At 66.7% G+C, this 13,771-nt stretch carries 12 protein-coding genes and 1 pseudogene; all 13 read left to right on the top strand.

Translation table 11 applies throughout. The features are described from left to right. Window positions 1-5: 5 nt before the first annotated feature. The 13 genes and pseudogenes from paaA to ROZ37_RS09350 all read left to right on the top strand — a co-directional run bounded on the left by paaA (window position 6) and on the right by ROZ37_RS09350 (window position 13,757). Window positions 6-1,010 carry a 1,2-phenylacetyl-CoA epoxidase subunit PaaA gene (gene paaA, locus ROZ37_RS09410; RefSeq protein ID WP_312659069.1) on the top strand — a complete coding sequence of 335 codons (1,005 nt, stop codon included), beginning with the start codon at window positions 6-8 and terminating at the stop codon, window positions 1,008-1,010. A gap of 106 nt (window positions 1,011-1,116) precedes the next feature. Beyond that, window positions 1,117-1,404: a 1,2-phenylacetyl-CoA epoxidase subunit PaaB gene (gene paaB, locus ROZ37_RS09405; RefSeq protein ID WP_018989543.1), complete on the top strand. Its 288-nt coding sequence runs from the start codon at window positions 1,117-1,119 to the stop codon at window positions 1,402-1,404. A gap of 119 nt (window positions 1,405-1,523) precedes the next feature. Next, window positions 1,524-2,282, top strand: a complete 759-nt coding sequence (gene paaC, locus ROZ37_RS09400) for a 1,2-phenylacetyl-CoA epoxidase subunit PaaC (protein ID WP_312659065.1) — start codon at window positions 1,524-1,526, stop codon at window positions 2,280-2,282. Between the two features lie 11 nt (window positions 2,283-2,293). After that, window positions 2,294-2,782: a 1,2-phenylacetyl-CoA epoxidase subunit PaaD gene (gene paaD, locus ROZ37_RS09395; protein WP_312659064.1), complete on the top strand. Its 489-nt coding sequence runs from the start codon at window positions 2,294-2,296 to the stop codon at window positions 2,780-2,782. Between the two features lie 40 nt (window positions 2,783-2,822). Beyond that, window positions 2,823-3,908, top strand: a complete 1,086-nt coding sequence (paaE, locus tag ROZ37_RS09390) for a 1,2-phenylacetyl-CoA epoxidase subunit PaaE (protein ID WP_312659063.1) — start codon at window positions 2,823-2,825, stop codon at window positions 3,906-3,908. Window positions 3,909-4,146: 238 nt separating this feature from the next. After that, window positions 4,147-4,764 carry a TetR/AcrR family transcriptional regulator gene (locus tag ROZ37_RS09385; protein ID WP_312659062.1) on the top strand — a complete coding sequence of 206 codons (618 nt, stop codon included), beginning with the start codon at window positions 4,147-4,149 and terminating at the stop codon, window positions 4,762-4,764. Between the two features lie 286 nt (window positions 4,765-5,050). Next, window positions 5,051-6,196: an ABC transporter substrate-binding protein gene (locus ROZ37_RS09380; RefSeq protein WP_312659060.1), complete on the top strand. Its 1,146-nt coding sequence runs from the start codon at window positions 5,051-5,053 to the stop codon at window positions 6,194-6,196. Between the two features lie 118 nt (window positions 6,197-6,314). After that, window positions 6,315-7,352 carry a branched-chain amino acid ABC transporter permease gene (locus ROZ37_RS09375; RefSeq protein WP_312659058.1) on the top strand — a complete coding sequence of 346 codons (1,038 nt, stop codon included), beginning with the start codon at window positions 6,315-6,317 and terminating at the stop codon, window positions 7,350-7,352. Window positions 7,353-7,477: 125 nt separating this feature from the next. Further along, on the top strand, window positions 7,478-9,208 hold the full coding sequence (locus tag ROZ37_RS09370) for a branched-chain amino acid ABC transporter ATP-binding protein/permease (protein ID WP_312659095.1): 1,731 nt from the start codon (window positions 7,478-7,480) through the stop codon (window positions 9,206-9,208). After that, window positions 9,205-9,984 (top strand): ABC transporter ATP-binding protein, encoded by a 780-nt coding sequence (locus tag ROZ37_RS09365; protein ID WP_312659057.1) that lies wholly within the window; start codon window positions 9,205-9,207, stop codon window positions 9,982-9,984. Before ROZ37_RS09370 ends, ROZ37_RS09365 begins: the two co-directional genes overlap by 4 nt. Window positions 9,985-10,390: 406 nt before the next feature. Further along, on the top strand, window positions 10,391-11,488 hold the full coding sequence (locus ROZ37_RS09360; RefSeq protein ID WP_312659056.1) for an alkene reductase: 1,098 nt from the start codon (window positions 10,391-10,393) through the stop codon (window positions 11,486-11,488). 134 nt (window positions 11,489-11,622) lie between these two features. Beyond that, window positions 11,623-11,904, top strand: a pseudogene (locus tag ROZ37_RS09355) (HU family DNA-binding protein); the annotation flags it as partial. Between the two features lie 452 nt (window positions 11,905-12,356). Next, a complete protein-coding gene (locus ROZ37_RS09350; protein WP_312659055.1) occupies window positions 12,357-13,757 on the top strand; it encodes a DEAD/DEAH box helicase in 1,401 nt (466 codons plus the stop codon). Window positions 13,758-13,771 lie beyond the last annotated feature (14 nt).

The following is a 13,771-nucleotide window of genomic DNA, read 5'->3' as shown; positions in this document are numbered from 1 at the left end:
AGCACATGTACACGCAAGCATTGGACATCCCGCAGCAGAACGCCGAGCCGAAAGGGCCGCGCACGCTCGAGAACCCCGCCTACCAGGCCGAGTTCGACGCGAAGATCGACGCGGGCGGCTACATCGAGGCGAAGGACTGGATGCCCGAGTCCTACCGCAAGACGCTGATCCGCCAGATCAGCCAGCACGCGCATTCCGAAATCGTCGGCATGCTGCCCGAGGGCAACTGGATCACGCGCGCGCCGACACTGAAGCGCAAGGCGATCCTGCTCGCGAAGGTGCAGGACGAGGGCGGCCACGGGCTGTACCTGTACGCCGCGGCCGAGACGCTCGGCGTGTCGCGCGACGAGCTGCTCGACGCGTTGCACACCGGCAAGGCCAAGTACAGCTCGATCTTCAACTACCCGACGCTGACCTGGGCGGACATCGGCGTCATCGGCTGGCTCGTCGACGGCGCCGCGATCATGAACCAGATCCCGCTGTGCAAGTGCAGCTACGGGCCGTACGCGCGGGCGATGGTGCGCATCTGCAAGGAAGAGTCCTTCCACCAGCGCCAGGGCTACGACCTGCTGCTGACGATGATGAAGGGCACCGATGAGCAGCGCGAGATGGTGCAGGACGCGGTGAATCGCTGGTGGTGGCCGTCGATCATGATGTTCGGCCCGCACGACAAGGACTCGACGCATTCGGCGCAGAGCGCGCGCTGGGGCATCAAGCGCATCTCGAACGACGACCTGCGGCAGAAATTCGTCGACGCGACCGTCGAACAGGCGAAAGTCCTCGGCGTCACGCTGCCCGACGCGGAGCTGAAATGGAACGAGGAGCGCGGCCACTACGACTTCGGCGCGATCGACTGGGACGAGTTCTGGAACGTCGTCAATGGCTACGGTCAGGGCAACGTCGACCGTCTCGCAGCGCGCGTGAAGGCATGGGACGACGGCGAGTGGGTGCGCGAAGCGGCGCTGGAACACGAACGCAAGCGGGCGGCGCGCGAACGCGACGCGGCGTAAGTGACGGGCCAGCAACGTCGGACGTCGCTTCGGCGCGACGGCCGACCCGGATACAGGTTTGGAGAACGGGGCCGCGCAAGACGGTCCCGCACTGGAGGAGACAAAAATGGAACGCAAGGAATGGCCGCTGTGGGAAGTCTTCGTGCGCAGCCGCAACGGGCTCGATCACAAGCATTGCGGCAGCGTGCACGCGCCCGACGCGAAGCTCGCGCTGCAGGTCGCGCGTGACGTCTACACGCGGCGGCAGGAAGGCGTGAGCATCTGGGTCGTGCAGGCCGACCACATCGTCGCGTCGGACCCCGACGCGAAGCCGGAGCTGTTCGACCCGGCCGAGGACAAGATCTACCGGCATCCGACGTTCTACCAGCTGCCGGACGAAGTGAACCACATGTGAGGCAGGGCCCGCAGCGGCCGCCGGCAGTCAGCGGGCACAGGCAGGCGCAACGCTCACATGAGCTGCGTGCCCGGCCGTAACCGCGACGCCCCGACCCTCGGGTCCCACGGAGACGAAGAATGACCCCGACCCCGGAACATATCGAATACGTGCTGCGCCTCGGCGACAACGCGCTGATCCTCGGCCAGCGCCTGTCGGAGTGGTGCGGCCACGCGCCGGTCCTCGAAGAGGATATGGCGCTCGCGAACATGTCGCTCGACCTCATCGGCCAGGCGCGGATGCTGCTGACGCACGCCGGCCGACTCGAAGGCCGCGGCCGCGACGAGGATGGACTCGCGTTCCTGCGCACCGAGCCGCAGTACCGCAATCTGACGCTGTGCGAGCTGCCGAACGAGGATTTCGGCCGCACGATGCTGCGCAATTTCCTCTTCGCGAGCTTCCAGAAGCTGCTGTGGCAGCGCCTCACCGAATCGACCGACGCGGAACTCGCGGCGATCGCGGCGAAGAGCCTGAAGGAAGCGCGCTACCACGCGCAGCACGCCGGCGACTGGGCCGTGCGCCTCGGCGACGGCACCGACGCATCGCACGCGCGGATGCAGGCGGCGCTCGACTACCTGTGGCCCTACACCACGGAATTCTTCGACGCGACACCCGCGGACGGCGCGGTCGCGGCGGCCGGCGTGGGCCCGGCCTGGAGCGACTTCGAAGACGCGTGGGAGGCCGAGGTCGTGGCGGTGCTCAACACCGCGACGCTGACCGTCCCGGCGCGCACGCCGTTCAAGTCGTACGGCAAATTCGGCCGCCACAGCGAGCACTTCGGGCATCTGCTCACCGAGATGCAGTACCTGCAGCGGACCTATCCGGGCGCGCAGTGGTAGGCGTCACGGCCGTGCTGACCGAAGCGCAGGCGTGGGACGTGCTCGCGGCGGTGCCGGACCCCGAGATCCCGGTGATCTCGGTGACCGAACTCGGCATTGTGCGCGAAGTGCACGCGCGCGAAGGCGGTCTCCACGTCGTCGTCACGCCGACCTATTCCGGCTGCCCGGCGACCGAGGTCATCTCGCAGAGCATCCGCGACGCGCTGGTCGCCGCCGGGGCGGGCGAGGTGGCCGTCGAGACGCGCCTCGCGCCCGCCTGGACGACGGACTGGATCACCGAACCGGCGAAGGAAAAGCTCCGCGCTTACGGCATCGCGCCGCCGCAGGGCGATGCGCCGGCCGGCCCGCAGCCGATCCGTTTCGTGCCGCGGAAGCTCGCGTGCCCGCGCTGCGGCTCGACCGACACGGTGCGCCTGTCGCAGTTCGGCGCCACCGCGTGCAAGGCGCTGTACCGCTGCCAGAGCTGCCTGGAGCCGTTCGAGTATTTCAAACCCATATGAGGATCGAGTCGCTCGAAGAAGCGATCGAGGAGACAACGCGATGACGACGACGCACAGAACACCGAAATTCCATCCGCTGAAAGTCGCCGAAGTGCGGCGCGAGACGCCCGAGGCGATCAGCCTGCGCTTCGACGTGCCGAATGAGCTCGCCGACGATTACCGCTTCGTGCAGGGGCAGCACCTGAACCTGAAAGTGAAGGTCGGCGGCGAGGAACTGCGCCGCTCGTACTCGATCTGCGCCGGCGTCGAGGACGCGGAGCTGCGCGTCGCGATCAAGAAAGTGTCCGGCGGCGCGTTCTCGACCTGGGTCAACGCCGACGGGATCAAGGTCGGCGACGTCGTCGAAGTCATGACGCCCGAAGGCCGCTTCCACACGCCGCTCGATCCGGCGCACGCGAAGCAGTATGTCGCGTTCGCTGCCGGCAGCGGCATCACGCCGATCCTGTCGCTGATCAAGACGACGCTGCGGGCCGAGCCGAAGAGCCGCTTCACGCTCGTGTACGGCAACCGCCGCCAGTCGAGCGTGATGTTCGCCGAGGCGCTCGAAGATCTGAAGAACCGCTACCTGGCGCGCTTCACGCTGTACAACCTTTTCTCGCGCGAGGAACAGGAAGTGCCGCTCTTCAACGGCCGGCTCGACGGCGAGCGCGTCGCCGCCTTCCTCGACACGCTGATCCCGGTCGACTCGATCGACGAAGCCTTCGTCTGCGGACCGGGCGGCATGATCGACGACGTCGAAGCGGCGCTCGCGCAGGCCGGCGTTCCTTCCGAGCATCTTCACGTCGAGCGTTTCGGCGTGCCCGCGAGTGCGCCGGACCACCATGTCGAGCCCGGTGACGCGGTGCAGTCGAGGATCACCGTGATCGCCGACGGCCTCAAGCGCGAGATGGAGTTTCGCGCCGAAGACCCGTCGATCCTCGATGTCGCGCTCGCTGCCGGCATGGATCTGCCATATTCGTGCAAGGGCGGCGTCTGCTGCACCTGCCGCGCGAAGGTCGTCGAAGGCAAGGTGCGCATGGACAAGAACTTCACGCTCGAACAGCCCGACATCGAGGCCGGCTACATCCTGACCTGCCAGGCCCACCCGCTGACCGAGCGCGTCGTGATCTCGTTCGACGAGCGGTGACGCGGCGAGCGGCGGCGAGCCCGGTCTGTTCTGCGACGAATCGTAGATCGCAGGGAAGGCCGATGCGGAGCACCGCGGGGCCGGGATGTGTCGCTCCGTGGACTCCGGCCCGCGCACCGGATGCAGGCGAAGTAGCGGGGTCGGAAAAATCTGGACCCTGATACTTGAAACTGATTTAATTTAAACTTAAAGAAAGGCGCGGGCCGGTTGGCGACGACGCCGAAGCGACGGAACAGGCATGGCCAGAGGCAAGGCAGCGACATTCGAAACGCAGCGTGCGGCGATTCTCGAGGCGGCGGCGGTGCTGTTCGCCCGCAAGGGCTTCCACCATGCGTCGATGGCCGCGCTCGCCGAGGCTTGCGGGATTTCCAAGCCGCTGCTGTATCACTATTACCGCGACAAGGACCGCATCCTGTTCGACGTTGCCGACAGCTACATCGACCGGCTGCTCGTGATCGTCGGCGAAGTCGAGGACCGCAAGCTCGACGACGAGGAGCACTTCTCGGCGCTCGTGACCCGTTTCATGGAAGAGTACGAACATGCGCAGGCACAGCACATCGTGCTGGTGCAGGATGTGAAGTTCCTGCAGCGGGAGTTGGCCGAGCAGGTCGCAGGGAAGCAGCGCGCGGTCGTCGCGGCCTTCGCGCGGGCGATCGCGCGGATCGAACCGGGGCTGACGCGGCGCAAGCTCGAGCGGCCGGTGGCGATGATCCTGTTCGGGATGATCAACTGGACGTTCACATGGATGCGGACCGACGGACGGCTGACGTTCCGCGACATGGCGCCGGTGATCACCGGCATCTTCCTGAACGGCGTCCGCGGCTACGTCGAGCAGGAAAACCGGCTGCCGGCTTGACGCCGGGGCGGGTGGCAAGGGTGGGCGGCCGGGCATGCGTGGGATGGCGTCGGCCGGCGCAACACGGGGCAATCGGCGACGTCGCCGGCCCGCGCGGGGAGGTCGTCCGGCGGGATCGGGGCGACGCTGTCGGGGCGGTAGCGAAGTATTTTCGACCGATAAGTAAATTTTGCTCGCCAGCCACCGATTTGATACACAATAATCCGACACAGCAACAAAAAATGTTGCGCGTGACCGAAGCCCGCCTCGGGGCCGGCCACCGATAATCCAAAGAGGAGGAGACATCATGAAGGCTCGCAGTTCAGTGATCGCAGCGCTCGCGCTGGCCGCGGCGTCGGTTGCGCACGCCGACATCAACGTTGGCGTGACCGTGTCGGCGACCGGCCCCGCCGCCTCGCTCGGCATCCCCGAAAAGAACACGATCGCGCTAATGCCGACGACGATCGGGGGCGAGAAGGTCAACTACATCGTTCTCGACGATGCATCCGACACGACCGCAGCGGTCAAGAACATCCGCAAGCTGATCTCCGAAGACAAGGTAGACATCGTGCTCGGTTCGACGACCTCGCCGAACTCGCTCGCGATGATCGACGTCGCCGCCGAGACCGGAACGCCGATGATCTCGATGGCCGCTTCGGCGAAGATCGTCGATCCGGTCGACGAAAAGCGGCGCTGGGTCTTCAAGACGCCGCAGAACGACGCGCAGATGTCGACGGCGATCGTCGAGCACATGACCAACAACGGCGTGAAGACCGTCGCGTTCATCGGCTTCGCCGATGCCTACGGGGAAGGCTGGTACGAGCAGTTCTCGTCGGTCGCCGACGCGCGCAAGCTGAAGGTCGTCGCGAACGAGCGCTTCAACCGCAACGACACCTCGGTGACCGGCCAGGTGCTGAAGCTCATGTCGGCGCGCCCAGACGCGATCCTGATCGCCGGCTCCGGCACGCCCGCCGCGCTGCCGCAGAAGGCGCTGAAGGAGCGTGGCTACACCGGCAAGATCTACCAGACGCACGGCGTCGCGAACAACGACTTCCTGCGCGTTTGCGGCAAGGACTGTGAGGGTACGCTGCTGCCGGCCGGCCCGGTGCTCGTCGCGAGCCAGCTCGCCGACGGCAACCCGGTGAAGAAGAGCGCGCTGGAATACATCACGAAGTACGAGGCGGCGCATGGCAAGGGCAGCGTCTCGACCTTCGGCGCGCATGGCTGGGATAGCGGCGTGCTGCTCGCCGCGGCTGCGCCCCAGGCGCTGAAGAAGGCGAAGCCGGGGACGAAGGAGTTCCGGGCCGCGCTGCGCGACGCCCTCGAGAACCTCAAGGAAGTGCCGGCCGCGCACGGCATCTTCAGCATGAGCCCGACCGACCACCTGGGGCTCGACCAGCGCTCGCGCGTGATGGTGCAGATCCAGAACGGAACCTGGAAACTGATGCGCTGATTCAAGCTTCGCGTCGTCGACTTCCGCCGGCGCCGCTCGCGCGCCGCGAAAGCCGGGCGTTCCATCCAGACAACCCGAAGCGGCCCGCACAGGGTCGCTCGGGTAACGAGGTTCAACGATGGATTTCCAGATTGCTTTGCTGCTCGGGCAGGACGGGATCACGAACGGGGCGATCTACGCGCTGCTCGCGCTCGCCCTCGTGCTCGTGTTCGCGGTCACCCGCGTGATCTTCATTCCGCAGGGCGAGTTCGTCTCGTACGGGGCGCTGACCCTGGTGATGATCCAGGCCGGGGGTATCCCGGCGACGGTGTGGCTGCTGCTCGGTGCGGGCGTTCTCGCCGCCGTGCTCGACGCGCGGCACGCGTTACATTCGCGTAATCCCCGGCGCTTGGTCCAGGTTTTGGGGTGGAACGTCGGGTATCCGCTCGCGCTGATCGGGCTGCTGTACGCGCTGCCGGTCGCGGAGCTGCCGATGCTTGTCCAGATCCTGTTTGCGCTCGCGGTCGTCGTGCCGATGGGTCCGCTGATGTACCGGCTGATCTTCCAGCCGATCGCTGCGGCGCCGGTGCTGATCCTGCTGATCGTGTCGGTCGCGGTGCACGTCTCGATGGTCGGCCTCGGGCTGCTGTTCTTCGGCGCCGAAGGGTCACGTACGCCGCCGTTCTCCGAGGCTCGCTTCGATGCCGGTCCACTGATGATCTCCGGCCAGACGATCTGGGTCGTCGTGTCGTCGCTCGTGCTGATCATCGCGCTGTACCAGTTCTTCGAGCGCACGCTGTACGGCAAGGCGCTGCGAGCGACCGCGATCAACCGCGTCGGTGCGCGGCTGATGGGCATCTCGCCGGCGCTCGCGGGGCGGCTGACGTTCTTCCTTGCGGCGCTGATCGGCGCGCTGTCGGGCGTGCTGATCGCGCCGATCACGACGATCTACTACGACACCGGCTTCCTGATCGGCTTGAAGGGCTTGGTCGGCGCGATCATCGGCGGGCTCGCGAGCTACCCGGTCGCCGCCGCGGGCGCGGTGCTCGTCGGCATCCTCGAAGCGTTCAGCTCGTTCTGGGCGAGCGCGCACAAGGAAGTCATCGTCTTCACGCTGATCATCCCGGTGCTGTTGTGGCGTTCGCTGAAGGGCCGTCACGTGGAGGAAGAGGAATGAAATCCGTGGGCACGAAAACCCTGGAAATCAAGACTGCGGAGCTCGCGCCCGCGGTAACGAAGGGCGGCATCCCGCCGCGGCTCGTCCTGGGCGTCTTTCTCGCACTGCTCGCGGCCGCGCCGCTGATGTTGTCGCCGTTTTATGTGACGCTGCTCAACTACATTGGCATGTACGCGCTGGTTGCGCTCGGCCTCGTGCTGCTGACCGGCGTCGGCGGCCTGACGAGCTTCGGGCAGGCTGCCTTCGTCGGTCTCGGTGCCTACACGACCGCGGTGCTGACGACCGCGACCGAGCTGCCGTGGTGGCTCGCGTGGGCCGGCGGCTCGCCGTGGCTGGCACTCGTCGTCGGCCTCGTCTTCACGGCGACGGTCGCGATCGTCCTCGGTTCGATGACGCTGCGCCTGTCCGGGCACTACCTGCCGCTCGGCACGATCGCGTGGGGCATCAGCCTGTATTTCCTGTTCGGCACGCTTGAGACGCTAGGCGGCCACACCGGCCTCACCGGCATCCCGGCGATCAGCGTGTTCGGCTTCGAGCTCGACGAGGGCGGCGAGCTCTACTATCTGATCTGGCTGTTCCTGCTCGCGGCGGTGCTGACGACGCAGAACCTGCTCGATTCCCGCGAAGGGCGCGCGATCCGCGCGCTGAAGGGCGGCATGGTGATGGCCGAGGCGATGGGCGTGAACACCGCGCGCTCGCGGATGATCATCTTCGTGATCGCCGCGCTGCACGCCTGTGCCTCGGGCTGGCTGTACGCGCACCTGCAGCGCTTCGTGAACCCGACCCCGTTCGGCTCGCACATCGGTATCGAGTATCTCTTCATGGCGGTCGTCGGCGGGGCCGGCCACGTGTGGGGCGCGCTCGTCGGCGCCGGCGTGATCACCGTCGCGAAGCAGTGGCTGCAGGACATCCTGCCGCAGCTCTTCGGCCAGAGCGGCAACTTCGAGGTGATCTTCTTCGGCCTGATGATGATCGTGATCCTGCAGCGCGCGCGCGACGGCCTGTGGCCGATCCTCGCGCGACTCGTCCCGGTCCGAGAGAAGCGGCGCGAACTCGCGCCCGCCGAGGCGTTGCCGAGGAAGCCGCTGCCGGCGAAGGGCGAAGTGATCCTCGAAGCGAAGGACGTCACGCGCAAGTTCGGCGGGCTCGTTGCGAACAACAACATGAGCCTCGAAGTGCGCGCCGGCGAAATCCTCGCGCTGATCGGCCCGAACGGCGCCGGCAAGAGCACGATGTTCAACCAGATCTCGGGCGTCGACACCCCGACCTCGGGCGAGGTGCTGTTCCTCGGCAAGCCGGTCGCCGGTCGCGACTCGCGCGAGATCGCGCGGATGGGGATGAGCCGCACGTTCCAGCACGTCAAGCTGCTATCGAACATGAGCGTGCTCGAGAACGTCGCCATCGGCGCGCATCTGCGCGGCGACAGGGGCGTGCTCGCGTCGGCCTGGCGCCTCGATCGGCCGGAGGAGGCCCGGCTTCTGCAGGAGGCGGCGCGGCAGATCGAGCGCGTCGGGCTGGCCGAGCACATGTTCGAGCCGGCCGGCAGCCTCGCGCTCGGCCAGCAGCGTATCCTTGAGATCGCGCGAGCGCTCGCCGCCGATCCGTGCCTGCTGCTGCTCGACGAGCCTGCGGCCGGACTGCGCTTCAAGGAAAAACAGGCGCTTGCCGAGCTGCTGAAAAAGCTGCGTGGTGAAGGTCTCGGCATCCTGATCGTCGAGCACGACATGGACTTCGTGATGGGCCTCGTCGACCGCGTCGTCGTGATGGAATTCGGCCAGAAGATCGCCGAAGGTTTGCCGGAGGATGTGCAGAAGGACCCGGCGGTGCTCGAAGCCTACCTCGGAGGCGTCGAATGAATGCGAACACCCATATGAACCAGCTTCTCGTGAAAACCGTTCTCGAGGTCCGTGATCTTTCCGTGTCGTACGGCAAGGTCGAGGCGCTGTCGGGCGCGAACATCCGCGTCGGCGAAGGCCAGATCGTCACCGTGATCGGGCCGAACGGCGCCGGCAAGACGACGATGCTGTCGGCGATCATAGGGCTGCTCGATTCGAAGGGGAAGGTCGATTTCGACGGCACCGTCGAAGGCGTGCCGGCGGTCGAACGCATGGTCGCGCGCGGCATGAACCTCGTGCCGGAAAAGCGCGAGCTTTTCGGCGAGATGAGCGTCGAGGACAACCTGCTGCTCGGCGCCTTCCAGCGCTATCGCTCTGGCCGCCGTGACCACGCGCAGACCATGGAAGAGGTTTATCAGCTCTTCCCGCGGCTGAAGGAGCGGCGCACGCAGCTCGCCGGCACGCTGTCCGGCGGCGAGCGGCAGATGCTCGCGGTCGGGCGGGCGTTGATGGCGAAGCCGAAGCTCCTGATGCTCGACGAACCCAGCCTCGGCCTCGCGCCGCTGATCGTGCGCGAGATCTTCCGCATCATCGCTGAACTGCGCCGCCGCGGCGTGTCGATCCTGCTCGTCGAGCAGAACGCGCGCGCGGCGCTGCAGGTCGCCGACTACGCTTACGTGCTCGAGACCGGCGCGATCGCGATGGAGGGCCCCGCTGCGCAGCTCGCCGACGACCCTCGGGTCATCGAGGCTTATCTCGGCCTCGGCGGCAAGCATCAGGCGATGCTCTCGACCTGACGCGAGGCGGGATAGCCGCTTCCCCTGTCGTGCCGTTGGCGGCCGTTCCCGATGCGGGAACAACTGCGCCGCTCCAGCGCGGGCAGCGACCCCGCGACCGGGAGCACGCCCGATCGCGGCGTGCTCCCCGCCGCGGTTGCGATCGGAGTATCGAGCGGTCGTCGGGCGGAAGATTCTCCGTGAGGTGCCTTCCACGCTGCCTCCGGCGCCCACATGGCGACCGGTGTGACGACGGTGGCGAAATGGTGGCGAAACGGCGCTGCACGGGCGATCTGCGCAGTTTCGCCGCAGCTCCGCAGGATTTCATCAGCTGTCTGGTTGCATCGCGCGATGCGCTTGGCACAATGACGGCTTGCTTGCTCAGGCGGGTATTGCGCCCGTCGTCGTCACGATCCCAGGAGACAGCATGACCTCCAGACTGCTTTCGCCCGTCCGCCTCGGCGCGCTCGAACTGCCGAACCGCGTCGTCATGGCTCCGCTGACGCGTTGCCGCGCGGACAACCCCGACTTCGCCCCGACCGAATCGATGGCGCGCTATTACGCCCAGCGCGCGAGCGCCGGCCTGATCGTGTCCGAAGGAACGATCGTCTCCGCGCAGGCGCGCGGCTACCCCTTTACTCCGGGCATCTGGTCTCCGGCACAGGTGGCCGGCTGGCGCAGGGTCACGGATGCAGTGCATGATGCCGGCGGACGGATCGTCTGCCAGCTGTGGCACTGCGGGCGCTTGTCGCTGCCCGAGTTTCACGGCGGTGAACTGCCGGTAGCGCCGTCCGCGGTTGATCCGGGGTGGAAGATGTTCACCCCGCAAGGCATGAAGGCGACCGTCGCGCCGCACGCGCTCAGCCGCGAGGAGATCGCCGCGATCGTCGCCGATTTCGGCCGCGCGGCGCGGAATGCGGTGCTCGCCGGTTTCGATGGCGTCGAAATCCACTCCTCGAACGGCTATCTCTTCCATCAGTTCTTCTCGCCCGTTGCGAACCGGCGCGACGATGAGTACGGCGGCAGCCACGAGAACCGCGCGCGCTTCTTCTTCGAGGTGCTCGACACGGTCGCCGCGGAATGGTCGCCGTCGCGGATCGGGTTCCGGCTCAATCCGATGTTGAACCGCTTTCACGGCATCACCGTCGATGAAGACACGGTGCCGATGTTCGAGCACCTGGTCCGGCGCGCGAACGACTACGGCCTTGCGTTCCTGCACCTGACCGAGCCGTCTCAGCCGAGCCAGCTCGACGGCGCCGCGGGCGCGATCTCCGATGTCGCGGGCCACTTCCGCAGCATCGCGACGATGCCGATCCTCAGCAACGGCGGCTTCGACCGGGCGAGCGCGGAGGCTGCACTGGCCGCGGGTTCCTGCGACGCGGTCGCGTTCGGCCGGCCCTATATCTCGAATCCGGACCTCGTCGAACGCTTCCGTGTCGACGCGCCACTCAACGAGTGGGATGCCGACACCTTCTACCAGGGCGGCGACAGGGGCTTCATCGACTATCCCACCCTTGCGGAATGACGATCCGATACGACGGAAGTCCGTGCATTTCTTGTTGTATCGGCGCTGAAGCCCAATGCGCCAAAGGCAATGACGGTGCTAGAATCCGCCCGTAAAACCCGTATCCCGTACCACACACACACCAATCGAGGAAAAGCATGAACAAAGGTGAATTCGTCGAAGCCCTGGCCGACCGTCTGGATGTATCGCGTGCTCAGGCCGACCGCGCCCTGTCCACCGTGCTGGATATCATCGCCGAGCGCATGGCTGCCGGCGAGAAGGTTGCCTTCACCGGTTTCGGGTCTTTCGAGATTTCCGAGCGTGCCGAGCGCACCGGCCGCAACCCGCAAACCGGTGCCTCGATCAAGATCGCCGCGTCGCGCGTGCCGAAGTTCACCGCCGGCGCCACGCTGAAGGGCGCCGTCAACACGAAGTAATCACCGCGCTCCGTAGTATCCGAATCGTGCCCGATGCCGCTCGGCATCGGGCTTTTTTGCATCGCCTTACGCCTTTCCCTTCCCCGTGCGCACGATATCGGCTAACATAGCCGCCGTTGTGCAATGCAGCAGCCGGTTTTAACAGGTCGATGCGCGGAATCAGGATTCCGTCGACCGCAGCCGCGGGACTGTATCCACAGCCCCATCGCCCCCGACCGTCCCGTCGAACTCCATTCGTTCTTCTGATCGTATGGCATCGCGAATGCAGGTTGGTGCCGATGCACGGTCCCTTTCCGTCCTTGAGGAGGCGGAATCGACCGGCCCATAGCCCATCGCGCGCTCGCCGCCACCGCGTCCGTCCCGGACGGTGCGATGCCTTTTCATAGGTCCGATTCCCCGGACCGAATCCCTCCCGGCCCGATCACAAGTCTCCGGGCAATAAGGAAGAACTCATGACGTTCAACGAACTCGGCCTCCACGAGGCCCTGCTGCAAGCCATTGCCACGACCGGCTACACCGTCCCGACGCCTGTCCAGCAGCAGGCGATTCCTGCTGCGCTCGCCGGTACCGACCTGATGGTGTCGTCACATACCGGCAGCGGCAAGACCGCAGCCTTCACGCTCCCGAGCCTGCATCGCTTGATCGACCGCAAGCCCGCGCCGGGCGCCGGGCCGCGGGTGCTCGTGCTGACGCCGACGCGCGAACTCGCGCTACAGGTCGAAAAGGCGGTCAAGACCTATGCCCGCAACCTGCGCTACCTCAACACGGCGTGCCTCGTCGGTGGCGCGCCGTTCTTCGCGCAAGTGAAGCAGCTGTCGCGCTCGGTCGATGTGGTCGTCGCGACCCCGGGCCGGCTGATCGACCACCTGACGCGTCGCAAGATCAAGCTGTCCGACATCGAAGTGCTCGTCCTCGACGAAGCCGACCGCATGCTCGACATGGGCTTCGTCGAAGACATCGAAACCATCGTCGCGGCGACCCCCGCGAGCCGGCAGACGCTGCTGTTCTCGGCGACCCTCGACGGCGTCGTCGGCAATCTCGCGCGCAAGCTACAGCGGGAGCCGCAGCGGATCGAGATCGCCGCGACGGTCGAGAACCGCGCGAATATCGAGCAGCGCCTGCTGATGGCCGACAACATGGTGCATAAGAACCGCCTGCTCGAGTCGCTGCTCGGCGGCGACGACATGCAACAGGCCGTCGTCTTCACGGCGACGAAGCGCGGTGCCGAGGAAGTGTCGCTGAACCTGCAGGAGAAGGGTTTTTCCGCTGCGGCGCTGCATGGCGACATGCACCAGACGGCGCGTAACCGCACGCTCGACAAGCTGCGTCAGGGACGCATCGGCGTGCTCGTCGCGACCGACGTTGCCGCGCGCGGCATCGACGTTGCCGGCATTAGCCACGTGATCAACTTCGATCCGCCGCGGCAGGTCGAGGACTACGTGCATCGCATCGGCCGGACGGGCCGCGCGGGACGCGACGGCATCGCAATCACTTTCTCGGGGCCGCGCGAAATGGGGATCATCCGCGCGATCGAGCGCTTCACTGGCAAGCCTCTTGCCGTGCATACCATCGCAGGTCTGGAGCCGACGCTGCGCCCGTCGTCGCCGCGTCGCCCGGGCGGCGGCAAGCCGGGTTACGGCGGCCGCCCTTCGGGCGGCGGATCGTCCTACGGCCGCGACAACCGCGACGGACGTCCGGGTGCGAGCAAGGGTTGGTCTTCGGAAGGGCCGTCGGGGTCGCGCGGCGGTTACGGCCGGGACGCTCGTGACGGGGGTGGCCGCAGCGAAGGCGGCCGGTTCGGCAGCGACCGTCCCGAAGGCGCGCGCCGTCCGCGTCCGTCCGCGCGCGGCTGAGGAGGCGTTTCCGC

This window comes from Aromatoleum sp., from assembly GCF_032027225.1.
In the GTDB taxonomy this organism is placed as follows: domain Bacteria; phylum Pseudomonadota; class Gammaproteobacteria; order Burkholderiales; family Rhodocyclaceae; genus Aromatoleum.
Note: the sequence above shows the minus strand (reverse complement) of the source record. Positions and strands in the feature narration are given on the sequence as shown.